The organism is Aminobacter sp. P9b, from assembly GCF_045345995.1.
GTDB classification, from domain to species: domain Bacteria; phylum Pseudomonadota; class Alphaproteobacteria; order Rhizobiales; family Rhizobiaceae; genus Aminobacter; species Aminobacter niigataensis.
The window spans coordinates 3879244-3901663 of the sequence record NZ_CP150082.1; the positions used below are offsets into that span (position 1 = coordinate 3879244).

The 22420-nt window shown below is 63.1% G+C and carries 20 protein-coding genes and 1 tRNA gene; 4 read left to right on the forward strand and 17 right to left on the reverse strand.

Features of this window, described 5'->3' with window-relative positions; all coding sequences use genetic code 11:
• Positions 1–31: 31 nt before the first annotated feature.
• Positions 32–454 (reverse strand): helix-turn-helix domain-containing protein, encoded by a 423-nt coding sequence (locus tag WHT83_RS19125; RefSeq protein WP_108607752.1) that lies wholly within the window; start codon positions 452–454, stop codon positions 32–34.
• A gap of 72 nt (positions 455–526) precedes the next feature.
• Between WHT83_RS19125 and WHT83_RS19130 the strand changes: the two genes are divergently transcribed.
• The 3 genes from WHT83_RS19130 (at position 527) to WHT83_RS19140 (ending at position 4059) form a co-directional block, all read left to right on the forward strand.
• Positions 527–2800 carry a heavy metal translocating P-type ATPase gene (locus WHT83_RS19130; RefSeq protein WP_406872077.1) on the forward strand — a complete coding sequence of 758 codons (2274 nt, stop codon included), beginning with the start codon at positions 527–529 and terminating at the stop codon, positions 2798–2800.
• Positions 2801–3099: 299 nt separating this feature from the next.
• Positions 3100–3306, forward strand: a complete 207-nt coding sequence (locus tag WHT83_RS19135) for a hypothetical protein (protein ID WP_183260528.1) — start codon at positions 3100–3102, stop codon at positions 3304–3306.
• A 252-nt stretch (positions 3307–3558) separates the two neighbouring features.
• Positions 3559–4059, forward strand: a complete 501-nt coding sequence (locus WHT83_RS19140) for a hypothetical protein (RefSeq protein WP_406872078.1) — start codon at positions 3559–3561, stop codon at positions 4057–4059.
• A gap of 134 nt (positions 4060–4193) precedes the next feature.
• On the opposite strand, the gene WHT83_RS19145 is transcribed toward WHT83_RS19140, so the two are convergent.
• Positions 4194–4278: transfer RNA gene (locus WHT83_RS19145), tRNA-Leu, on the reverse strand.
• A gap of 208 nt (positions 4279–4486) precedes the next feature.
• Between WHT83_RS19145 and lipB the strand changes: the two genes are divergently transcribed.
• Complete coding sequence (gene lipB / locus WHT83_RS19150; protein ID WP_406872079.1) at positions 4487–5227, forward strand: lipoyl(octanoyl) transferase LipB; 741 nt, start codon at positions 4487–4489, stop codon at positions 5225–5227.
• 493 nt (positions 5228–5720) lie between these two features.
• Here lipB and WHT83_RS19155 read toward each other — a convergent pair whose 3' ends face one another.
• The 15 genes from WHT83_RS19155 to nuoG all read right to left on the reverse strand — a co-directional run bounded on the left by WHT83_RS19155 (position 5721) and on the right by nuoG (position 22394).
• On the reverse strand, positions 5721–6407 hold the full coding sequence (locus tag WHT83_RS19155; protein WP_108607747.1) for an ABC transporter ATP-binding protein: 687 nt from the start codon (positions 6405–6407) through the stop codon (positions 5721–5723).
• The gene (locus tag WHT83_RS19160; RefSeq protein WP_108607746.1) at positions 6407–7693 is read right to left on the reverse strand and encodes a lipoprotein-releasing ABC transporter permease subunit; all 1287 of its coding nucleotides are present in this window, start codon (positions 7691–7693) and stop codon (positions 6407–6409) included. The genes WHT83_RS19155 and WHT83_RS19160 overlap by 1 nt, the downstream gene beginning before the upstream one ends.
• Entirely contained in the window at positions 7690–9018 is a 1329-nt protein-coding gene (gene proS, locus WHT83_RS19165) for a proline--tRNA ligase (RefSeq protein WP_406874015.1), read from the reverse strand. Before proS ends, WHT83_RS19160 begins: the two co-directional genes overlap by 4 nt.
• A gap of 523 nt (positions 9019–9541) precedes the next feature.
• Positions 9542–9811, reverse strand: coding sequence for a DUF1467 family protein (locus WHT83_RS19170; protein ID WP_108607745.1), 270 nt, complete (start codon positions 9809–9811; stop codon positions 9542–9544).
• On the reverse strand, positions 9808–10212 hold the full coding sequence (gene mce, locus WHT83_RS19175) for a methylmalonyl-CoA epimerase (RefSeq protein WP_406872080.1): 405 nt from the start codon (positions 10210–10212) through the stop codon (positions 9808–9810). The genes WHT83_RS19170 and mce overlap by 4 nt, the downstream gene beginning before the upstream one ends.
• Before the next feature lie 14 nt (positions 10213–10226).
• Positions 10227–11897, reverse strand: coding sequence for a ribonuclease J (locus WHT83_RS19180; RefSeq protein WP_406872081.1), 1671 nt, complete (start codon positions 11895–11897; stop codon positions 10227–10229).
• A 22-nt stretch (positions 11898–11919) separates the two neighbouring features.
• On the reverse strand, positions 11920–12747 hold the full coding sequence (locus tag WHT83_RS19185) for a biotin--[acetyl-CoA-carboxylase] ligase (RefSeq protein WP_318761322.1): 828 nt from the start codon (positions 12745–12747) through the stop codon (positions 11920–11922).
• A 4-nt stretch (positions 12748–12751) separates the two neighbouring features.
• Positions 12752–14188 carry an NADH-quinone oxidoreductase subunit NuoN gene (gene nuoN / locus WHT83_RS19190; protein WP_318761321.1) on the reverse strand — a complete coding sequence of 479 codons (1437 nt, stop codon included), beginning with the start codon at positions 14186–14188 and terminating at the stop codon, positions 12752–12754.
• 17 nt (positions 14189–14205) lie between these two features.
• Complete coding sequence (locus tag WHT83_RS19195) at positions 14206–15711, reverse strand: NADH-quinone oxidoreductase subunit M (protein WP_406872082.1); 1506 nt, start codon at positions 15709–15711, stop codon at positions 14206–14208.
• Entirely contained in the window at positions 15711–17699 is a 1989-nt protein-coding gene (gene nuoL, locus WHT83_RS19200; protein ID WP_406872083.1) for an NADH-quinone oxidoreductase subunit L, read from the reverse strand. The genes WHT83_RS19195 and nuoL overlap by 1 nt, the downstream gene beginning before the upstream one ends.
• 10 nt (positions 17700–17709) lie before the next feature.
• The gene (gene nuoK, locus WHT83_RS19205) at positions 17710–18018 is read right to left on the reverse strand and encodes an NADH-quinone oxidoreductase subunit NuoK (RefSeq protein WP_108607738.1); all 309 of its coding nucleotides are present in this window, start codon (positions 18016–18018) and stop codon (positions 17710–17712) included.
• Positions 18019–18020: 2 nt separating this feature from the next.
• On the reverse strand, positions 18021–18641 hold the full coding sequence (locus tag WHT83_RS19210; protein WP_108607737.1) for an NADH-quinone oxidoreductase subunit J: 621 nt from the start codon (positions 18639–18641) through the stop codon (positions 18021–18023).
• A gap of 128 nt (positions 18642–18769) precedes the next feature.
• Positions 18770–19261 (reverse strand): NADH-quinone oxidoreductase subunit NuoI, encoded by a 492-nt coding sequence (gene nuoI / locus WHT83_RS19215; protein WP_108609847.1) that lies wholly within the window; start codon positions 19259–19261, stop codon positions 18770–18772.
• Complete coding sequence (gene nuoH / locus WHT83_RS19220; RefSeq protein ID WP_108607736.1) at positions 19261–20304, reverse strand: NADH-quinone oxidoreductase subunit NuoH; 1044 nt, start codon at positions 20302–20304, stop codon at positions 19261–19263. The genes nuoI and nuoH overlap by 1 nt, the downstream gene beginning before the upstream one ends.
• 8 nt (positions 20305–20312) lie before the next feature.
• A complete protein-coding gene (gene nuoG / locus WHT83_RS19225) occupies positions 20313–22394 on the reverse strand; it encodes an NADH-quinone oxidoreductase subunit NuoG (protein WP_406872084.1) in 2082 nt (693 codons plus the stop codon).
• Between the last annotated feature and the right edge of the window lie 26 nt (positions 22395–22420).

Genomic DNA, 22420 nt, shown 5'->3' on the forward strand with positions numbered 1-22420 from the left:
CTGCGGATCAGCCAATTCCGCGCTGTTTCAATCAGGCCACATGCTCGCTTGAGCATTGGCGGTGATCTGCCAGCACCTCGATGATGCGGCAGTCGCAGATGCGGCCATGGCCGCACTCGTCGATCATCCGCGACAGCTCTCCGCGCAGCGCCTGGAGCCGCTCGATTCGCCTGTCGACTTCGCGAAGATGCGACTTGGCGATGCTGTCGGCCTGGTGACACGAGGCCTGCGGTTCCTGCGACATCACCAGCAATTCCCTGATATGGTCGACCTCGAAGCCGAGTTCGCGGGCGTGGCGGATGAAGTTGAGCCGGTCGATCTCCGCCTTGCCGTAGCGGCGCTGGTTGCCTTCCGTGCGCGGTGGCGCCGCAATCAGCCCGATCTGCTCATAAAAACGGATCGTCGGCACTTTTACGCCCGTTCGCCGCGCCAGTTCGCCAATCGGCAGATTCATCTAAAAACCCTCTTGATCCTCTAGTGGCTAGAGATTCTAGCATTGCTTCATATAGGATTGAAAGGACCCATCATGAATGACGCCAGCCACGGCAAGACGCGCTTCCGCGTCGGCGGTATGGATTGCGCCTCCTGCGCGACCAAGATCGAGAACGCCGTCAGCCGCCTGCCCGGCATCACCGAGGTCGGCATTTCCGTTTCGGCCGGCACAATGACGGTTTCGCATCAGGGGCCAGCGCCATCGGCTGCGATTTCGAAGCAGGTGAAGGCGCTCGGCTACTCCGTCGCCGAGCTTGGCGTGGCGCGCGCGACCGAGGTCCAGCAGCACAAGCGCGGCCCATCCTGCAGCCATGACCACGACCACAGCGGACACGACCATAGCCATGGTGACCATGCCGGGCACGACCATGGTGATCATGCCGGACACGGCTCCCCGGCTGCGGCCTCTGCCGATGCCGGCCATGCCCATTTCGATCTCGACGACGGCCCGTGGTGGACATCCCGCAAAGCCAAGCTGACCATAGCCTGCGGTGCTGCCCTTGTCGCAGCCTATGCCATCGGTCAGTTCATGCCGCAGGTGGGGCACTGGGCCTTCCTGGCTGCATTGGCGGTTGGACTGGTGCCCGTGGCGCGACGCGCCTTCGCCGCCGCGATGACAGGCACGCCGTTCTCGATCGAGACGCTGATGACCATCGCGGCTGTCGGCGCGGTCTTCATCGGCGCCACCGAGGAAGCGACGATGGTCGTCTTCCTCTTCCTCATCGGCGAATTGCTGGAAGGCGTTGCCGCTCGCCGCGCCCGCGCCAGCATTCGCGGACTTGCCGACCTGGTTCCCAAGACCGCTTTGGTCGAGGAAGGCGGCTCGACCCGCGAGATGCCGGCCGAGGCGCTGCAGGTCGGTGCGCTCATGCTGGTCCGGCCCGGCGACCGCGTTGCCGCCGACGGTGTCATCGTCGAGGGTTCGAGCACGCTCGATGAAGCTCCTGTCACCGGCGAAAGCGTTCCCAAGTTGAAGATCGCTGGCGACGACGTGTTCGCCGGCACCATCAACACCGATGCGGTGATCAAGGTCCGCGTCACCGCTGCGGCCGCCGACAACACCATTGCCCGCGTCATCAAGCTGGTCGAGGAGGCGCAGGAGAGCAAGGCGCCGACCGAGCGCTTCATCGACCGCTTCTCGCGCTACTACACGCCGGCCGTCCTTGTCGTCGGAGCGCTCGTCGCCATCCTGCCGCCGCTGGTCGCCGGCGGTTCGTGGTCGGAGTGGGTCTACAAGGGCCTCGCCATCCTGCTGATCGGCTGCCCCTGCGCGCTTGTCATCTCGACGCCCGCTGCAATTGCAGCCGGTCTGTCCGCCGGTGCCCGCCGCGGCCTGCTGCTCAAGGGAGGTGCTGTGCTGGAAGGCATGCGCCGCGTCACCACGGTCGCGCTCGACAAGACCGGAACCCTCACCGAAGGCAAGCCGAAGGTCACCGACATCGTCGGCGTCGGGCACCCCGAAGCCAAGGTCCTGTCGCTGGCTGCCGCCCTGGAGACGGGCTCGAGCCATCCGCTGGCGCTCGCCATTCTCGGCCGCGCCAAGACAGATGGCGTACCTGTGCCCCCAGCAAGTCTCGCCAAGGCGGTGGCAGGCAAGGGTGTTTCGGCCAAGGTCGGCGGCCAGGACGTGTTCCTGGCGTCGCCCAGCGCCGCCGAAGAGATGGCCGGATTGCCAGCCGAATTGAAAGCGCAGATCGCCGCCTTCAATGGCGACGGCAAGACAGTTTCCGTGCTGGTGGTCGACAACAAGGTCGCGGGCCTGCTTGCCATGCGCGACGAACCGCGTGCCGACGCCATAGCGGCACTGGCCACGCTCAAGGCCGACGGCATCGCCACCCTCATGCTGACCGGCGACAACGAGGCGACTGCAAAAGCCATCGGCAAGGGGCTTGGTATCAATGTTCGCGCCGGCCTGATGCCCGACGACAAGCAGCGCATCGTCCGTGAACTCCAACAGCAGGGACAGGTCGTCGCCAAGGTCGGCGACGGCATCAACGACGCCCCTGCCCTTGCCGCTGCCGATTTCGGCATCGCCATGGGCGGCGGCACCGATGTCGCGCTGGAAACCGCCGACGCTGCCATCCTGCATGGCCGCGTCACCGACATTCCTGACATGATCGCCCTGTCGAAGACGGTGATGGGCAACATCACCCAGAACATCACCATCGCCCTTGGCCTCAAGGCGGTGTTCCTGGTGACGACGATTGCCGGCATTACTGGTCTGTGGCCCGCCATCCTCGCCGACACCGGCGCCACGGTGCTGGTCACCGCCAACGCCATGCGGCTGCTCGCCTGGCGCGGCCGCTGAGGCAATCCAGGAACTGATCGTCTATGGGCCGCCCGGGCAGACCTTGGGCGGCCCGTTTGACAATCGTGATCATTTGGCCGAGATACCGGCCATGCAAAAAGTTTCCTTTGCCATCCTCGTCATCTGCAAAGGCGGCCTTCAAATAGGCTGATAGCCTGGTGCCACTACCTGCGAGAGCAAGAGCGGCACCAGGACACTGACACTCACGACATCAGAAATCTGCCTGTACTGGCCGAGCGATCTGCTGCGCTGTTGCGCGCGCCGCTTGCTGCCGGCGGCACTCCGTTTGGAATGTTCAAATGACCTTCAAATACAGTTTCACGTTCCCGATCAGCGGCGCCAATAAGCTGCCTCGTTTCAAGAACTGGGCCGCAGAACACGCGGCCGGCATCGAAGTCAGCCTTCCGCCCCAGGTTCCGGTCAAGAGCGAGAGCTTGACCATCCGCCTCAGGTCCGCTGACGACCGGCAAGCGCTGATGACCAAGCTTGCAGGCATCGACTTGTAGCACTGAGCGACGGTGACGGGCCTGGCTCGTCACCGTCCACTTGCGGCAACTCACGCGCCATGCCCGCACTGCAGTGCCGGCTCGGAAGTCCGGCATCCTTCCTGCGCCCATCCCCACGATCAGCCGCAAGTAGCAACTTGGACGGCTACTCCCGGGCCTTTTGACAACTTTGCCCGCACCCCATAAGTTCGCCAGAACCAGTAGTCGTCCGCTCCCAGATGGAGCAGGCCCTTCGAAAAGATCGGCAACAAGATGACCTCGGCAATCATGGCACTGATTCTGGCAATGTTCACGGTCTCCGCAGCGATTGCGGACGAGAAGGCCTTTTTGGAAACTCTTTCCGGCAGCTGGCATGGCGGGGGACAGGTCCGACTGAAACCCGGTGCAGTGCCGCTTGCCGTCTCCTGCAGCCTCGACTCCCGGGCAGATGGCGCAGCCCTCAACCTTGACGGCGCCTGCCGCGCAAAAGTCGTGTTCTCCCGCCGCATAGGAGTTGATCTGCAGGCCAACGGCGGACGCTATACCGGTTCCTATGTCGGTTCGAGACGTGGCGCCGCGCGACTTGTCGGTACACGCACCGGCGATACGCTCAACCTCCAGATCCTATGGCCAGACAAGGGCTCCGGTTCGCGCGTCGCAAGCATGCGGCTGGCAAGCGTCGGTACAGGGCATATGCGGATCGTCACGATCGAGCCGCATCCCCAAACCGGAGAGAAGGTCGTGACGGCGACAATCGAGCTCACCCGCAACTAGGTGATCAACGGCAGCAAGACCGCGCAACTCTCTGTAATTCTTGAAAAACACCGGTTAACCCCGGAAAGGCTCAAGCTGTTTTATCCCTGATGGAACGGCTTGCTCAGATGATTTGGTACTCACCTGAAAAGTGATGGTGCGGTCGAGAAGACTCGAACTTCCACGGGTTGCCCCACAGCGACCTCAACGCTGCGCGTCTACCAATTCCGCCACGACCGCACTGTCACGAAGGGCCGGTCTGAACCGGCTCGCGGCATGTAGCAAATCGTTTCCGGGGAAACAAGCGCCCTGTGCGATATTCGTCGATCATTCTTGCTTGCCGCAGGGGAAGCCGCCATCACTTTCGACAATAGCCGGCTTTCAAGGCACGGGGACTGGACGTTTTGGCCGCCAGCGGCCATATCAGGCCGAAGAACGGACCGTCCAAATGACCGAACGCAGCCTGATCGCCACGTCGTTTCTCGCCCTTCCGGGCTCAGCCCCGGTCGAATGGCGAATCGAATCCGGCCTCACCCCTTACGATCAGGCACTCGCCTTCATGGAAGAGCGCGCCGACGCGATTCGCCAAGGTAGCGCCGGCGAGATGGTCTGGCTGGTCGAGCACCCGCCAATCTACACCGCAGGCACCAGCGCTCAGGAGCAGGACCTGGTCGAGCCCGACCGTTTCCCCGTCTTCAAGACCGGCCGCGGCGGCGAATACACCTATCATGGCCCCGGCCAGCGCGTGGCCTACGTCATGCTCGACCTCAAGCGTCGGCGCGAAGACGTGCGTGCCTTCGTGGCATCGCTCGAGGCCTGGATCATATCGGCGCTCGCCGCCTTCAACGTGAAGGGCGAACGCCGCGAGGACAGGGTGGGCGTCTGGGTGGTCAGACCCGACCGCCCGGCCCTGCCGGACGGTTCACCGGCGGAAGACAAGATTGCCGCCATCGGCATACGCCTGCGTCGTTGGGTGAGTTTCCACGGCATCGCCATCAATGTCGAACCTGAGCTCGGCCATTTCTCGGGCATCGTGCCTTGCGGCGTCACCGACCATGGCGTCACCAGCCTTGTCGACCTTGGCCTGCCGGTGACGATGAACGACCTCGACGTTGCGCTCAAAGCCGCGTTCGAAGAGATATTCGGGCCAGCCAGCACAGTCTCCGAGACCGTACGAAAAACCGCCTAGGAACTTTCGCTGGTCTGCCTGTTTGCAGCCCCGAACGTGGCGGGTCCTTCGACGTCGGCGCCCGCAATTCCCGCGTCATTCAGGCATCGGGATCTGTCCCGGTGCCGCAGCCTTCATCGGTTCAGAACCCCATCGAGAAGAGGCCGAACCGGCATTCAATCACAGTGCGCCGATCCACATCGCCATGGTGACGAGGAAGGTGCTCATGCAGACCATCGAAAGGACATCCTGTAGCAGCTCGGTCATCTGTTGCTCCTGTTTTTAATATGTTCTCAATTTGTTCTATTTTTGTTCAAATGTCAACGCACGCCATTGCTTTCGGGCGCAGGCGCTCGTTGCAAGCGATTCGACAGTAAATGAAGGGTTTATGCGCGCGACCGGTCACCGCCGCGCGTTAACAATCGCGCGTCAGCCGTCCCGGCATCAAGATAACAGTCAACTTGAGCGCGGCCCGCCGAAAGCGCGAACAGGCGTCTGGAGCGATCGCCCGCTGCTAGCGCAGCGGAACGATCTTGCCCTCGGCGAGCGTCACGCGGCGGTCCATGCGCGCGGCAAGCTCGTGGTTGTGCGTGGCAATAAGTGCGGCCAGGCCAGATTGCCTGACGAGCGCCGAAAGCGCGTCGAAGACATAACCTGCCGTCACCGGATCGAGATTGCCGGTCGGCTCGTCGGCCAGAAGCACCAGCGGCGCGTTGGCAACCGCGCGTGCGATCGCCACGCGCTGCTGCTCGCCGCCGGAAAGCTCTGACGGCCTGTGTTCGGCGCGCTTGCCTATTTTCATGTAGTCGAGCAGTTGCTCGGCGCGCTCGCTCGCCTTGGCCGGGCTGAGACCCTTCACCAGCTGCGGCATCATCACATTCTCCAGCGCCGAGAATTCGGGCAGCAGGTGATGGAACTGATAGACAAAACCAACGTCGTTGCGGCGGATCGCGGTACGCTCGTCGTCCGAAAGCCGCCCGCAGGCGCGCCCGTTCAGGAAGACGTCGCCGGCGTCGGGGCGTTCGAGCAGGCCCGCGGTATGCAGCAGCGTCGACTTGCCGGCGCCTGACGGCGCCACCAGCGCCACCATCTCGCCCGGCTTGAGCGAGAAATTGGCATCGTTCAGGATCGTCAACTTGCGCGAGCCCTGCTCGTAATGGCGTTCGACGCTCTTGAGTTCGATAACGGCTTCGATGGCCATCACTCGTACCTCAGCGCTTCGACCGGATCGAGCGTTGCCGCCCGCCATGCCGGAAACAGTGTCGCCAGGAATGACAGCACCAGGGCCATCAGCACCACCGAGACAGTCTCGCCGACGTCCATCTTGGCCGGCAGCTGGCTGAGGAAATAGAGCTCGGGATTGAACAGCACCGTGCCGGAAAGCCACGAGAAGAACTGCCGGATGCGCTCGACATTGAGGCAGATGACGACGCCGAGCAGCACGCCGGCAATGGTGCCGGTCATGCCGATGGCGGCGCCCGTCATCAGGAAGATGCGCATGACGGCGCCACGCGTCGCACCCATCGTGCGCAGGATGGCGATGTCGTGGCCCTTGTCCTTCACCAGCATGATCAGGCCGGAGATAATGTTCAATGCTGCCACAAGCACGATCAGCGTCAGGATCATGAACATGACGTTGCGCTCGACCTGCAGCGCCGAGAAGAACGTCTGGTTGCGCTGGCGCCAGTCGGTCAGGAAGATCGGCCGCTGGGCCGCCTCCTCGACCTTGGTCTTCAGCGCATCGACGTCATCGGGATTGTCGACATAGATCTCGATCGAGCCGACCTTGCCTTCGGAATTGAAGTAGAGCTGCGCCTCGTTGAGCGGCATGAAGACGATCGAGCTGTCATATTCCGACATGCCGACTTCGAAGATGCCGGAGATCGGATAGGCTTTCGCCCGCGGCGTCGTGCCCATGGGCGTGACGTCTCCGTCGGGCGAAATCAGCCGGATGGAATCGCCCAGCACTAGGCCCATGTTCTCGGCCATGCGCTTGCCGATGACTACGCCTTCGCCTTCGTCGAAGCCGACGATGGAGCCCTGCTTGATGTTGTTGGCGACCAGCGTCACCTTGCCGAGGTCGCTGCCCCTGATGCCGCGCACCAGAGCGCCGGCGCCAGCACCGACATTGCCCTGCGCCAGCACCTGTCCCTCGACCAGCGGAATGGCATATTTGACGCCTGAAACACCGTTGATGCGGTCGGCGACTGCCGAATAGTCCTCAAGTGGCGTGTCCACTGCGGTGACGACCAGATGGCCGTTGACGCCGAGAATGCGTGTCAGGAGTTCGGCGCGAAACCCGTTCATCACCGCCATCACCACGATCAGCGTGGCAACGCCTAGCATGATGCCGAGAAACGAGATCGAAGCGATGACCGAGATCACCGTCTCCTTGCGCTTCGAACGAAGGTAGCGCCAGGCCACCATGCGCTCGAACACCGAGAACGGCCCGGCCCCGGCCGGCTTCGCCGCCGCCACTTGGTTCATGCCTTGGCGCCCAGCTTGGCGAGTGCGGCAGCCACCTGCAGCGTTTCGCGCTCGCCGGTCTTGCGGTTCTTGATTTCGACCTCACCCGCTGCGGCACCGCGCGGACCGACGATCACCTGCCACGGCAGCCCGATCAGGTCGGCAGTGGCGAACTTGCCGCCGGCGCGCTGGTCGGTGTCGTCGTAGAGCACGTCCTTGCCCGCGGCCTCGAAGGCCTTGTAGAACTCGTCGCAGATGCGGTCGCACTCGGCGTCGCCGACCTTCATGTTGATCAGGCCGATGTCGAACGGTGCCACCGCCTCCGGCCAGATGATGCCGTTCTCGTCATGGCTCGCCTCGATGATCGCCGCGATCAGGCGCGACGGGCCGATGCCGTAGGAACCCATCGACACGAAATGCTCCTTGCCGTCGGGCCCGGTCACTTTGGCGCCCATCGGCTTCGAATACTTCTCGCCGAAGTGGAAGATGTGGCCGACCTCGATGCCGCGCGCCGAAACCTTGTCGGCCTCGGGCACCGCATCCCACGCCGCCTCGTCATGCATTTCTTCGGTCGCCGCATACGGCGTCGTCCACTGCTTGACGATGCCGTCGATCTCGCCGTCATTGCCGAAGTCGGTTTCGGCGCCCGGCACGGGCAGGCCGAGATAGTCGCGATGGCAGAACACCTGGCTTTCGCCGGTTTCGGCCAAAATGATGAACTCGTGGCTCAGGTCGCCGCCGATCGGGCCGGTGTCGGCGCGCATCGGGATCGCCTGCAGGCCCATCCGCGTGAAGGTACGGAGATAAGAGACGAACATCCTGTTGTAGGCCGCCTTGGCGCCCTCGAAGTCGAGGTCGAAGGAATAAGCATCCTTCATCAGGAATTCACGGCTGCGCATGACGCCGAAGCGCGGGCGCACTTCGTCGCGGAACTTCCACTGGATATGGTAGAGGTTGAGCGGCAGGTCCTTGTACGACTTGACGTAGGACCGGAAGATTTCCGTCACCATCTCTTCGTTGGTCGGTCCGAACAGCATGTCGCGCTCGTGCCGGTCCTTGATGCGCAGCATCTCCTTGCCGTAGTCGTCGTAACGGCCGCTTTCGCGCCACAGGTCGGCCGACTGGATCGTCGGCATCAGGATTTCCAATGCCCCTGCCCGGTCCTGTTCTTCGCGCACGATGCGGCAGATCTTGTCCAGCACGCGCTTGCCCAGTGGCAGCCACGAGAAGCTGCCGGCCGCCTGTTGCCTGATCATGCCCGCGCGCAGCATCAGCCGGTGGGAAATGATGTCCGCCTCGCGGGGATTTTCTTTCAGGATAGGCAGGAAATAGCGCGACAGACGCATCGAAGATTCCATGAAAACGATGATGCCGGAATCGGCACGGGAAAGGCTTGCTTGAACGCGCTTCATAGCCATTTCATGGCCGATTGGAAACCCGCGCACGCCGTTTCGACGCAGCGTCAGAATGCCCTGTCTGGTTGCCAGGCAAATTCTGCCAAACAATTGTGCATTGCAGCACAGGATTGCCCCTGCCGAAGCAAAATTCTGCGTGACATTTCATTTCGGCTTGGTCTAATGTGCCCCGATAACCGAGAGGGCGGAGAAAAATCCGCTCTCCTACGCGGTCAAAGTCTTGGGAGGATGCGATCTAGGCGCGATAACTCGCTGCCGCCGGTAACGGAAAGCAGATCGGACGCGTTTAAATTGCAAGGCTTCGCGCCTTGCATTTTTTTTGGGCAATCATCAGCTTACGATGCGTCGTTGACAAACGACATGACCGGGCATGGCGCCCGGCAAGCCCCCAGCATGACACCAGATCATCCCGCCCCAGCCGACACGTCGGCGGTAGTCGGCTGGGCGCTGTCGCTCAGTTGATCTCGGGGATGAACTGGGGGAAATCGTCGAAGCTGTAGCCGAGACCGAGGGTCACGCCATAGAACGCGCCCATCAGCACCGCCGTGACCACCGTTGTCCACAGCATGGCGCGCAGCATGTGGGGGCCGCGCGGCGCGCTCGCCTCCGTGCCGTGCGTGACATTGTTGTCGTCATCCTGGGTCTTCACGCCGAACGGCAGGATGGCAAACAGGGTCAGCCACCAGAAGACGAAATACATCGCGATGATGGAAATCCAGGTCATGCCTGTTCGAGCTCCACGAGCGTACCCTGGAAATCCTTGGGGTGCAGGAAGAGCACCGGCTTGCCATGCGCGCCGATCCTCGGACTGCCGTCGCCGAGCACGCGGGCGCCGCTCGCCTTGAGGTGGTCGCGCGCAGCCAGGATATCGTCAACCTCGTAGCAGACATGGTGCATGCCGCCTGAAGGGCTCTTGGCCAGGAATGCCGCGATCGGCGACCCCTCGCCCAGCGGCTCGAGGAGTTCGATCTTGGTATTGCCGACATCTATGAAGACGACCGTCACGCCATGCTCAGGCAGGGCCTGTGGATCGGTCACCCTGGCGCCCAGCGTGTCGCGGTAGACAGCGCTCGCCGCTGCCAGGTCCGGCACGGCGATGGCGACGTGGTTGAGGCGTCCGAGCATATCAAGTCCTGCCTTCAGCGGGTGACGAACACCGTCACCAGCGGTTTCTTGCCCCAGGCTTCGTTGGCCGCACCGCGCACCGCGCGACGCACCGCTTCCTGCACCAGGTCGAGGTCTTTTCGGCGCGCGCGGGGTATGGAGTCCACGGCGCCTATTGCCGCATCGAGCATCAATTCCTCGAGAGCCTCGCCGCCGGCATCGACTTCGGCGACGCCGATGGCCACCAGATCCGGGTCGCCTGACAGCTCATACTTGTCGTCGAGCACGACGTTGACCGCGACATGGCCGGCAAAGGACAGCTTGCGCCGGTCGCGGATGCCCATCGCCTCGTCCGAACCGATTAGCTTGCCGTCCTTATAGACGCGGCCGAACGGCACCTGGTCGATGATTTCTGCAGCGCCCGGCCACAGCCGGAGCATGTCGCCGTCGCGGATCTGCGCCACTTCGGGAATTCCGGACATCGCCATCAGCGAGCCCTGCCCGACAAGATGAGCCGCCTCGCCATGCACCGGCACGCCGATGCGCGGACGCACCCATTCATACATGCGCTTGAGTTCGCTGCGGCGCGGGTGGCCGGAGACGTGGACCAGCGCGTCACCGTCCTCGATGATCTTCATGCCCTGGTCGATGAGTTGGTTCTTGATCTCGAGGATCGCCTTTTCGTTGCCGGGAATGGTCCGCGAGGAAAACACCACCGTGTCGCCTGGCGACAGGGCGACCGACTTCATTTCGTCGCGTGCCAGCTTGGCGAGCGCCGCCCGCGGCTCACCCTGGCTGCCAGTACAGATGACGACGAGGTTTTCGCGCGGAATGTAACCGTAATCCTCTTCGGAAACGAATTCCGGCAGCCCGTCCATGTAGCCGAGTTCGCTCGACACATCGATGACCCGCTTCAGCGAGCGTCCCATGACCAGAACTTGCCGACCGGCGTCGCGCGCCGCCTCGGCGATCGAGCGGATACGGCCGACATTCGACGAGAAGGTCGTCACCGCGACACGGCCCTTGGCCTCTTCGATCACCTTGCGCAGCCCCTGTCCGACCTGCTGCTCGGACGGCGAATCGCCCTCGCGCAGCGCATTGGTCGAATCGCAGACCAGCGCCAGCACGCCCTTGTCGCCATAGGCGCGGAACCGAGCCTCGTCGGTCATGGGGCCGATTTCCGGCGCCGGGTCGATCTTCCAGTCGCCAGTGTGGATCACCGTGCCGGCAGGACTGGTGATCGCCAGCGAAACCGGCTCGGGGATCGAATGGCTGACAGCGATTGCTTCGATCTCGAACGGGCCCACCGTGAACTTCTCGCCGGCGCGATAGACAGTTACCGGGATTTTCGGCGCGCCCTGCTCCGACTGGCGCTTGGCTTCCAGCAGCCCGGCAGCAAAAGGCGTCATCCAGACCGGCGCCTTGAGCTTCGGCCAGGTATCGTGCAGCGCGCCGTAGTGATCCTCGTGCGCATGCGTGATGATGATGCCTCGAAGGTTCTTGAGCTCTTCTTCGATGAAGCGCGTATCGGGCAGCACCAGATCGACACCCGGCAGCGTCGCATCGGGGAAAGTCACGCCGACATCGATGATGATCCACTCGCGCGCATTCGCCGGGCCGAAGCCGTAGAGCGCGAAGTTCATGCCGATCTCGCCGACGCCACCAAGCGGCACGAATACGAGCTCGGCGTTTTCCGCTTTCGCCATACCAGAAATCCTTTCAGGCCTGTCAGGCCGCGCCGGCCGAAGCGACCGCGCCAAAATGCACGTCGCCAGCGGCGATCTTTACCGTTTCACCTTTAGCGTCACGGATGACGAAGCGGCAATCCTCGTCGATGGTCTCGAAGATGCCGCGCACCACATTTCCCTCGACCCGCACGGCCACTTCGCTGCCCAGGCCAGCAGCGCGCGCCAGCCAGCGCTTGCGGATCTCGGCCAGGCCCCTGCCTTCGGCCCAGATGCGTTCGTTCTCGCTCCAGGCATCGGAAAGAGCCAGGAACAGCGTTTCGGCGTCGACGCCCGCTCCGAGACTGGCAAGCGACGTCGCGGGATAAGGCACGTCGGTCGGATGGGCCACGACATTGACACCGATGCCGATGGCGATGCCGAGCCGCCCATGCCCAAGCAGGGTCGATTCAAGCAGGATGCCGGCAAGCTTGGCCCCCGACGCCAGCACGTCGTTCGGCCATTTCAGCTCGAAACGCTTGACGCCTTGCCCGCTGCCGCCATCGACGCCGACCGAAAACCGGGCATTGGGCGCCACCGCATCCAGCGCATCGGCAAGGGCGAGCCCAGCGACGAAGCCGAGCGTCGCGGCATATTGCAGATCGTGATCGAGGACCTTGAGCAGGGTCGCCGCCAGGTTGCCCTCCGGCGTCGCCCAGACGCGGCCGCGCCGGCCGCGACCGCTGTCCTGTTTCTTGGAGACGATCCAGAGCTTGCCCGGATCGCCTGCCATCGCGTGCTCCAACGCCAGTGCGTTGGTCGACCCTACCGCATCGTGGGCTTCCAGGCGGAAACCGTCGGCACTTGCAGTCGGTGCGAGTTGGAACCCCATACCGTCAGAAGAAGGTCTTGGCAGCAGCTTCCGCCATCTGCCCGACAGGGCCGCCGATCAGCACGTAGAACAGCACGAACGCGCCGGACAGGCCGAGCACGAGGCGAAGCTCGCCCGCCATCGGCTGGAAACCGCCGACCGGCTCGTCGAACCACATGATCTTGATGATGCGCAGGTAATAATAGGCGCCGACCACCGAAGCCAGCATGCCGATCACCGCAAGGGCGTAGAGATTGGCATCGATTGCGGCGAGGAAGACGTACCACTTCCCCCAGAAACCCGCGAGCGGCGGAATGCCGGCCAGCGAGAACATAAGGATGGTCAGGATCGTCGCCATCATCGGATTGGTCGAGGACAGGCCTGCCAGATCGCTGATCTGTTCGACATTGCCGTCCTTGCGGCGCATGGCGAGGATGAAGGCGAAGGTGCCCAGCGTCATCACCAGGTAGATCAGCATGTAGATGACCACGCCGCGTACGCCGGCTTCGCTGTTGGCAGCAAGGCCGACAAGCGCGTAGCCCATATGTCCGATCGACGAATAGGCCATCAGGCGCTTGATGTTCTTCTGTCCGATCGCCGCGAAGGCACCCAGAACCATCGAGGCGATCGAGACGAAGACGATGATCTGCTGCCAGTCGAGGCCGATCGGCTCGAATGCCCCCATGGTGACGCGCACGATCAGCGCCATCGCCGCCATCTTGGGGGCCGCGGCGAAGAATGCCGTCACCGGGGTCGGCGCGCCTTCATAGACGTCAGGCGTCCACATGTGGAACGGCACTGCCGAGATCTTGAAGCACAGGCCGGCAAGCACGAACACCAGGCCGAAGACCAGTCCGAGCTGGCGCTCGCCGCCGGTCAGCGCCGCGGCGATCGCTTCGAACGAGGTGTGGCCGGTGTAGCCGTAGACGAGGCTGATGCCGTAGAGCAGCATGCCCGACGACAGCGCGCCGAGAACGAAATACTTGAGGCCCGCTTCGGTCGAACGCACATTGTCACGGTTGATCGCGGCAATGACATAGAGCGCCAGCGACTGCAGCTCGAGCCCGAGATAGAGTGCCAGCATGTCGTTGGCCGAGATCATCAGCAACATGCCGAGGGTCGCCAGCATGGCCAGCACCGGGAACTCGAACTTGTCGAACTTCTCAGCCTTGGCAAAGCCGACCGACATGATCAGCGTCACAACCGCGCCAACTAGCGTCAGAAGCTTCATGAAGCGGGCGAACGGATCGGAGATGAAGGCCGTGCCGTAGCCCTGCCCGTCATGGCCGAACACCAGCATCCACGCACCGGCCGCAATCAGCAGCGCGACGGCCAGGCCGGTCACGGTCGAGTTGGCGCGCTCGCCGGAGAACACACCCACCATCAGCAGCACCAGCGCGCCGACAGCAATGATCAGCTCCGGCATGGAGAGCGAGAGGCTCGAAAGGAGTTCGGGCGTCATGGTTCGCAAAACCCCTGTCAGTTCGCCGCCGCGGTCTGCGCGGCGTCGATCGATACGGTTACGTTATTGACCAACGCCTTCACGGAAGCCGCCGTGGCGTCGAACACCGGTGCCGGGTAGACACCGTAGAAGATGACCAGGATGACGAGCGGGTAGAGCACCACCTTCTCGCGGCCCGACAGGTCGAACAGACCCTTGAGGCTTTCCTTGGTCAGCGCGCCGAAGACGACGCGGCGATACAGCCACAGCGCATAGGCCGCCGACAGGACCACGCCGGTTGCGGCGAGCAGCGCCACCCAGGTGTTGACCTGGAAGATGCCGAACAGCGTCAGGAACTCGCCGACGAAGCCGCTGGTGCCGGGCAATCCGACATTGGCCATGGTGAAGATCAGGAACGCCACTGCATATTTCGGCATGTTGTTGACCAGGCCGCCATAGGCCGCGATGTCACGCGTATGCATGCGGTCGTAGACGACGCCGACGCAGAGGAACAGCGCACCGGAGACGAGGCCATGGCTCAGCATCTGGAAGATCGCGCCCTGCACGCCTTCCTGGTTCATCGAGAAGATGCCCATGGTGACGTAGCCCATGTGGGCGACCGATGAATAGGCGATCAGCTTCTTCATGTCCTCCTGCATCAGCGCCACCAGCGAGGTGTAGATGATGGCGACGACCGACAGTGCGAAAACCAGCGGGGCGAAGAACTCGGAAGCCAGCGGGAACATCGGCAGCGAGAAACGCAGGAAGCCGTAGCCGCCCATCTTCAGCAGGATGCCGGCCAGGATGACCGAACCTGCCGTCGGCGCCTCGACGTGTGCATCCGGCAACCAGGTGTGGACCGGCCACATCGGCATCTTCACCGCAAACGAGGCGAAGAAGGCGAGCCACAGCCACGTCTGCATGTTGGCTGGGAAGCCATGCGAAAGCAGCGTCGGAATGTCGGTCGTGCCGGCCTGCCAGAACATCGCCATCACCGCCAGCAGCATCAGCACCGAGCCGAGCAGCGTGAACAGGAAGAACTTGAAGCTGGCATAGACGCGACGCTTGCCGCCCCAGACGCCGATGATGATGAACATCGGGATCAGCACGGCTTCGAAGAAGACGTAGAACAGCACGATGTCGAGCGCGCAGAACACGCCGATCATCAGCGTTTCCAGGACCAGGAACGAGATCATGTATTCCTTGACGCGCTTTTCCACCGACTCCCAGCTGGCCAGGATGCAGAGCGGCATCAGGAAAGTCGTCAGAATGACGAACAGCATCGAGATGCCGTCCACGCCCATGTGGTAGGAAATGCCGGAATCAAGCCACGCGGCCTTTTCGACGAACTGGAAGCCGGTCTCGGCGTTGTCGAAATAGATCCAGATCAGCAGCGACACCGCGAAGGTGAAGACCGTGGTCAGGAGCGCGACATTGCGGATATTGCGGCGCGCAGCATCACCGTCGTCCCTGATCAGAAGGATCAGGAACGCGCCGACCAGCGGCAGGAAGGTGACTAGCGACAGAATGGGAACGCCGGACATCAGAAGGAGCTCCCGAGCATCATCCAGGTAACGAGGGCCGCCACGCCGATCAGCATGGCGAAGGCGTAGTGATAGAGGTAACCGGTCTGCAGCTTGACGACACGGTTGGTCACGTCGACGACGCGGGCCGAGATGCCGTCGGCGCCGAACCCGTCGATCAGCCAGCCGTCACCCTTCTTCCACAGGAACCGGCCGAGCCACTTGGCCGGGCGCACGAACAGGAAGTCGTACAGTTCGTCGAAGTACCACTTGTTGAGCAGGAAGGCGTAGAGCCCGCGATGGCGTTCAGCCAGCACCTTCGGCATCTCCGGCGAGCGGATGTAGAACAGGTATGCCACCAGGAAGCCGCTGATCATCGCCGCGAACGGCGCGAGCTTTACCCACATCGGCACGCCGTGGAAGTCGTGCAGGATGTGATTGGTCTCAAGCGTGAAGATCGCACCCTTCCAGAACTCGTTGTAGGCCTCGCCGATGAACTGGTCGTGGAACACGACGCCCGCAAACAGCGCGCCGACAGCCAGCACGAACAGCGGCACCAGCATCACCGGCGGCGATTCATGCACATGGTGCATGACGTCGGCGGTGGCGCGCGGCTTGCCGTGGAAGGTCATGAAAATCAAGCGCCAGGAATAGAAGCTGGTGAAGCAGGCAGCGACCACGAGCATCGCAAAGGCAAGGCCGGCGACCGCGTTGTGGCCGACGAACGCGCCTTCGATGATGGCGTCCTTGGAGAAGAAGCCGGCCGTGCCGATGATCGTCGCCGGGATACCGACGCCGGTCAGCGCCAGCGTGCCGATGACCATCATCCAGTAGGTGGTCGGGATCAGCCTCCTGAGACCACCCATCTTGCGCATGTCCTGCTCGTCGGAAACGGCATGGATCACCGAGCCCGAGCCCAGGAACAGCAGCGCCTTGAAGAAGGCGTGCGTGAACAGGTGGAAGATGGCCGCCGAATAGAAGCCCATGCCGAGCGCCACGAACATGTAGCCGAGCTGCGAGCAGGTCGAATAGGCGATGACGCGCTTGATGTCGTTCTGCACCAGGCCGACGGTCGCTGCGAAGAAGGCAGTGAAGGCGCCGATGAAGGTCACGACGGTAAGCGCGGAGGCGGACAGTTCGAATACCGGCGACATGCGCGCCAGCATGAACACGCCGGCGGTGACCATGGTGGCCGCGTGGATCAGCGCCGACACCGGCGTCGGGCCTTCCATGGCGTCCGGCAGCCAGGTGTGCAGGGGCACCTGCGCCGACTTGCCCATGGCACCCATGAACAGCAGCAGGCAGACGATGGTCAGCGCGCCCTGCTTGTCGAGCGCATAGCCGAGGAAGGTCAGGACGGTTTCACTGCTTGCGGCAGCGCCTTCGACCGGCAGATAGGAAGCGGCGCCGGCAAAGATCGTGCTGAATTCGACCGAGCCGAACAGAACGAACAGGCCGAAGATGCCGAGCAGGAAGCCAAAGTCGCCGACACGATTGACCACGAACGCCTTGATGGCGGCGGCATTCGCCGACGGCTTCTTGTACCAGAAGCCGATCAGCAGGTAGGACGCGAGTCCCACCCCTTCCCAGCCGAAGAACATCTGGACGAGGTTGTCCGACGTCACCAGCATCAGCATGGCGAAGGTGAACAGCGACAGGTAGGCGAAGAAGCGCGGCCGATGCGGATCGTGGTGCATATAGCCGATCGAGTAGATGTGGACGAGCGCCGACACCGTGTTGACCACGACCAGCATGACCACCGTCAGCGTGTCGATGCGCAGCGCCCAGTTGGCCTGCAGCCCGCCGGAGTCGATGAAGCGCAGCACCGGCACGGTGAACACTTCGACGTCGCCGAGCCCCACGGTGATGAAGGCGACCCAAGACAGGACAGCCGACACGACCAGCAGGCCGGAGGTGATGTATTCGGACGCCTTGGCGCCGATCGAACGGCCGAACAGGCCGGCGATCAGGAAGCCGAGAAGCGGAAGGAAGACGATTAGCTGATACATTTTTGTCCCGTCAGCCCTTCATCATGTTCACGTCTTCGACCGCGATGGAGCCGCGGTTGCGGAAGAATACGACCAGAATGGCAAGCCCGATTGCCGCTTCAGCGGCGGCGACCGTCAGAACGAAAATCGCAAAAACCTGACCGACGAGATCGCCGAGATGGGCAGAGAAAGCCACGAAATTGATGTTGACGGCGAGCAGGATCAGCTCGACCGACATCAGGATGACGATGACGTTCTTGCGGTTCAGGAAAATGCCGAACACGCCGAGTGTGAACATCACCGCCGAAAGGGTGAGATAGTGTCCGATACCGACAACCATGGTCAGATTCCCTTGCCCGTCTCGACCTTCTTGACCTCGATCGCGGTGGCCGGCGTGCGGGCGACCTGAGCGGGGATGCTCTGGCGCTTGACGTTCGGCTTGTGGCGCAGCGTGAGCACGATGGCGCCGATCATGGCGACCAAAAGCACAAGGCCGGCGATCTGGAAGAAGTAGATGTAATCCGTGTAGAGGATGTCGCCGAGCGCTGCCGTGTTGTGGCGCACCGCGATGTCAGGCGTTGGCTGGGCAACCGCCGTCGCGAGCTTCGGCGAGAACGCGTAGCCACCGGTCACCACGATCAGCTCGGCAGCCAGGATCAGGCCGACCAGCGCGCCGATCGGCGCATATTGCAGCGCGCCTGACTTGAGCTCGGCGAAATCGACGTCGAGCATCATGACGACGAACAGGAACAGCACCGCGACCGCGCCGACATAGACGACGAGCAGGATCATCGCCAGGAACTCGGCGCCGGTCAGAAGGAACAGACCCGCCGCGTTGAAGAACGTCAGGATCAGGTAGAGCACCGAGTGAACCGGGTTGCGCGCCGAAATGACCATGAAGGCCGACGCCACCGCGATGAAGGCGAAGAGGTAGAAAAATACCGCTTCAAGTCCGTTGAGCATGGGTTCCCCCGGTTTTCCTTTCGGGCCGAACGCGCCTGCGCCCTGCCCTGTTCACGTCCTTGCTCCGCCTCCGGTGCAGGTCGCGCGTTCCTTAGACGAGCCGACTTGGCCCGTCCATTGTTCAAGCCTCAGCGATACGGCGAATCCATCGCGATGTTGCGCGCGATCTCGCGCTCCCACCGGTCGCCATTCGCAAGCAGCTTGTCCTTGTCGTAGTAAAGCTCCTCGCGCGTTTCCGTCGCGAATTCGAAATTCGGCCCCTCGACGATGGCGTCGACCGGGCAGGCTTCCTGGCAGAAGCCGCAATAGATGCACTTCACCATGTCGATGTCGTAGCGCACCGTACGACGCGTACCGTCGTTGCGGCGCGGGCCGGCCTCGATAGTGATGGCCTGCGCCGGGCAGATCGCCTCGCACAGCTTGCAGGCGATGCAGCGCTCTTCGCCGTTGGGATAGCGGCGCAGCGCATGCTCGCCGCGGAAGCGCGGGCTAACCGGTCCCTTTTCATGCGGATAGTTCAGCGTCGCCTTGGGCGCGAAGAACTGGCGCATCGACAGGAAGAACGCGCCGACGAAGTCCTGCAGCAGCAGCGATTTGGCGGCTTGGGTTAGCGCGGACATCATGCGGCTCCCGAAAGCTTGAGGACAGCAGCGGTGATGACGACCATTGCCAGCGAGATCGGCAGGAAGACCTTCCAGCCCAGGCGCATCAGCTGGTCGTAGCGGTAGCGCGGCACGAAGGACTTCACCATGGCGAACATGAAGAACACCATGCAGACCTTGAGCACGAACCAGATCACGCCGGGCACCCAGGTGAAGGGTGCGAAGTCGAACGGCGGCAGCCATCCGCCAAGGAACAGGATCGTCGTCAGCGCGCACATCAGCACGATGGCGACGTACTCGCCGAGGAAGAACAGCAGGAACGGCGTCGACGAATATTCGATCATGTGGCCCGCAACGAGTTCCGACTCGGCTTCGACAAGGTCGAATGGCGGGCGGTTGGTCTCTGCGAGTGCCGAGATGAAGAAGATCACGAACATCGGGAACAGCACGAGCCAGTTCCAGTCGAGGAACGTGTTCGGCAGGCCCAGGCGCGTGCCGATGCCGTCGCCCTGCGACAGCACGATGTCGGTGAGGTTTAGCGAACCGACGGTGAGCAGCACGCAGACGATGACGAAGCCGATCGAGACTTCATAGGACACCATCTGGGCCGCCGAACGCAGCGCGCCGAGGAAGGGATACTTGGAGTTCGAGGCCCAGCCGCCCATGATCACGCCATAGACCTCGAGCGAGGAGATGGCGAAGACATAGAGGATGCCGACATTGACGTTGGCGATCGCCCAGCCTTCGCTGACCGGGATCACCGCCCATGCCGAGATCGCCAGCACCGCCGAGACCACTGGGGCAAGCAGGAACACGCCCTTGTTGGCGCCTGACGGGATCACCGGCTCCTTGAAGACAAACTTCAGGAGATCGGCGAAGGCCTGCAGCAGGCCCCAGGGACCGACGACGTTCGGACCGCGGCGCAGCTGCACCGCCGCCCAGATCTTGCGGTCGGCATAAAGGATGTAGGCGACGAAGATCAGCAGGACGACGATCAGCACGACCGACTTCAGGAGGATGATCAACGCCGGCAGGACGTAGAAGGAGAAAAAGGTATCCATGACAGCCTTTACTCCGCCGCCTGCTTGAAGCCGTTTTTGGCCAGTGCCGAACACTCGGCCATCACCGCCGACGCGCGTGCGATCGGGTTGGTGAGATAGAAGTCCTTCACGACGGAGGTGAAGGCTGCCTTATTCAGGCGGCCGCCGAGCTTGGCGACCTTGGCGATGTCGTCATTGTCGCCGGCATCGATCTCGTCGATGCGCGCCAAATGCGGAAGCTCCGCATAGAGCTTGGCGCGCAGCTGCTGCAGCGAGTCGAAAGGCAGCTTATGGCCGAGCACATCGGACAGCGCCCTGAGGATCGCCCAGTCTTCCTTGGCCTCGCCCGGTGCGAATCCGGCGCGGCCGGTCACCTGGACGCGGCCTTCGGTGTTCACATAGGTGCCCGACTTCTCGGTGTAGGCAGCGCCAGGCAGGATGACGTTGGCGCGGTGCGCGCCGGCGTCGCCATGGGTGCCGACATAGACCACGAACGCGTCGCCGGCCTTGCTCAGGTCGAGCTCGTCGGCACCGAGCAGGAACAGCACGTCGCTGTCGCCGAGCATGCCGGCAACGTTCTTGCCACCCTCGCCCGGCACGAAGCCGACATCGAGACCACCGACGCGGGCCGCTGCGGTGTGCAGCACGGCAAAGCCGTTCCAGTCCGGGCGGCTCGCCTTGACCGCGGTCGCGAGCTTGGCGGCCTGGCCGAGCACGGCGGCACCATCGGACCGGGCGACTGCGCCCTGGCCGACGATGATCAGCGGATGCGAAGCCTTCTTGAGCACCGAGAAGAACTTGCCATTGCCTTCGGCCAGGTCCTTGAGCGTATCCGGGCCCGAGCCGAGCTGCTCGTAGTCATAGCGCGTGTCGCCGACCTCGCCGATGACGGCAACCGGCACATTGGCTGCGCGCCAATGCTTGCGGATGCGGGCATTGAGCACCGAAGCCTCGAAGCGCGGGTTGGCGCCGATGATCAGGATGGCGTCGGCCTGCTCGATGCCTTCGATGGTCGGATTGAAGATGTAGCTGGCGCGGCCAAGCGACGGATCAAGTGCGGCACCGTCCTGGCGGCAATCGATGTTCTTCGAGCCGAGCGAGGAGACCAGCTGCTTGAGCGCGTACATTTCCTCGACGGTCGCGAGATCGCCGGCAATCGCGCCGATACGGTCAGCCGAAGTCTTGGCGACAGCGTCCTTGATCGCCGAGAACGCCTCGGGCCAGGTCGCCGGAGCGAGCTTGCCATTCTTGCGGACGTAAGGACGGTCGAGACGCTGCGTGCGCAGGCCGTCCCAGATGAAGCGGGTCTTGTCGGAGATCCACTCCTCGTTCACCTGCTCGTTGATGCGCGGCATGATGCGCATCACTTCGCGGCCGCGCGTGTCAACGCGGATGGCCGAGCCGACAGCATCCATCACGTCGATGGATTCGGTCTTGGTCAATTCCCACGGACGCGCCTGGAAGGCGTAGGGCTTCGAGGTCAGCGCGCCGACCGGGCACAGGTCGATGACGTTGCCTTGCAGCTCGGAGGTCATCGCCTGCTCGAGATAGGTGGTGATCTCGGCGTCCTCGCCACGGCCGATCAGGCCGAGCTCTGAGATGCCGGCCACCTCGGTGGTGAAGCGGACGCAGCGCGTGCAGTGGATGCAGCGCGTCATGATCGTCTTGACCAGCGGGCCGATGTACTTGTCTTCGACAGCGCGCTTGTTTTCGTTGTAGCGCGAACCGTCGAGGCCGAAGGCCATCGCCTGGTCCTGCAGGTCGCACTCGCCGCCCTGGTCGCAGATCGGGCAGTCGAGCGGATGGTTGATGAGCAAAAACTCCATCACGCCTTCGCGGGCCTTCTTGACCATCGGCGTGTTGGTGAAGATCTCGGGCGTTTCGCCGTTCGGGCCTGGGCGCAGGTCGCGCACGCCCATGGCGCAGGAAGCCGCCGGCTTGGGCGGTCCGCCCTTTACCTCGACAAGGCACATGCGGCAGTTGCCGGCAATCGACAGCCGCTCATGGAAGCAGAAGCGCGGCACTTCCGCGCCCGCCTCTTCCGCAGCCTGCAGCAGCGTATAGTGGTCGGGTACCGAAATCTCTTTCCCGTCGACCTTAAGCTTTGCCATAGCGCCTCAAATCCCGCGGATGATCC

Bases quoted from the DNA above. Each gene is read 5' to 3' on its own strand.
- WHT83_RS19125 (WP_108607752.1), bottom strand. From the start codon at position 454: ATGAATCTGCCGATTGGCGAACTGGCGCGGCGAACGGGCGTAAAAGTG.
- WHT83_RS19130 (WP_406872077.1), top strand. From the start codon at position 527: ATGAATGACGCCAGCCACGGCAAGACGCGCTTCCGCGTCGGCGGTATG.
- WHT83_RS19135 (WP_183260528.1), top strand. From the start codon at position 3,100: ATGACCTTCAAATACAGTTTCACGTTCCCGATCAGCGGCGCCAATAAG.
- WHT83_RS19140 (WP_406872078.1), top strand. From the start codon at position 3,559: ATGACCTCGGCAATCATGGCACTGATTCTGGCAATGTTCACGGTCTCC.
- lipB (WP_406872079.1), top strand. From the start codon at position 4,487: ATGACCGAACGCAGCCTGATCGCCACGTCGTTTCTCGCCCTTCCGGGC.
- WHT83_RS19155 (WP_108607747.1), bottom strand. From the start codon at position 6,407: ATGGCCATCGAAGCCGTTATCGAACTCAAGAGCGTCGAACGCCATTAC.
- WHT83_RS19160 (WP_108607746.1), bottom strand. From the start codon at position 7,693: ATGAACCAAGTGGCGGCGGCGAAGCCGGCCGGGGCCGGGCCGTTCTCG.
- proS (WP_406874015.1), bottom strand. From the start codon at position 9,018: ATGCGTCTGTCGCGCTATTTCCTGCCTATCCTGAAAGAAAATCCCCGC.
- WHT83_RS19170 (WP_108607745.1), bottom strand. From the start codon at position 9,811: ATGACCTGGATTTCCATCATCGCGATGTATTTCGTCTTCTGGTGGCTG.
- mce (WP_406872080.1), bottom strand. From the start codon at position 10,212: ATGCTCGGACGCCTCAACCACGTCGCCATCGCCGTGCCGGACCTGGCA.
- WHT83_RS19180 (WP_406872081.1), bottom strand. From the start codon at position 11,897: ATGGCGAAAGCGGAAAACGCCGAGCTCGTATTCGTGCCGCTTGGTGGC.
- WHT83_RS19185 (WP_318761322.1), bottom strand. From the start codon at position 12,747: ATGGGGTTCCAACTCGCACCGACTGCAAGTGCCGACGGTTTCCGCCTG.
- nuoN (WP_318761321.1), bottom strand. From the start codon at position 14,188: ATGACGCCCGAACTCCTTTCGAGCCTCTCGCTCTCCATGCCGGAGCTG.
- WHT83_RS19195 (WP_406872082.1), bottom strand. From the start codon at position 15,711: ATGTCCGGCGTTCCCATTCTGTCGCTAGTCACCTTCCTGCCGCTGGTC.
- nuoL (WP_406872083.1), bottom strand. From the start codon at position 17,699: ATGTATCAGCTAATCGTCTTCCTTCCGCTTCTCGGCTTCCTGATCGCC.
- nuoK (WP_108607738.1), bottom strand. From the start codon at position 18,018: ATGGTTGTCGGTATCGGACACTATCTCACCCTTTCGGCGGTGATGTTC.
- WHT83_RS19210 (WP_108607737.1), bottom strand. From the start codon at position 18,641: ATGCTCAACGGACTTGAAGCGGTATTTTTCTACCTCTTCGCCTTCATC.
- nuoI (WP_108609847.1), bottom strand. From the start codon at position 19,261: ATGTCCGCGCTAACCCAAGCCGCCAAATCGCTGCTGCTGCAGGACTTC.
- nuoH (WP_108607736.1), bottom strand. From the start codon at position 20,304: ATGGATACCTTTTTCTCCTTCTACGTCCTGCCGGCGTTGATCATCCTC.
- nuoG (WP_406872084.1), bottom strand. From the start codon at position 22,394: ATGGCAAAGCTTAAGGTCGACGGGAAAGAGATTTCGGTACCCGACCAC.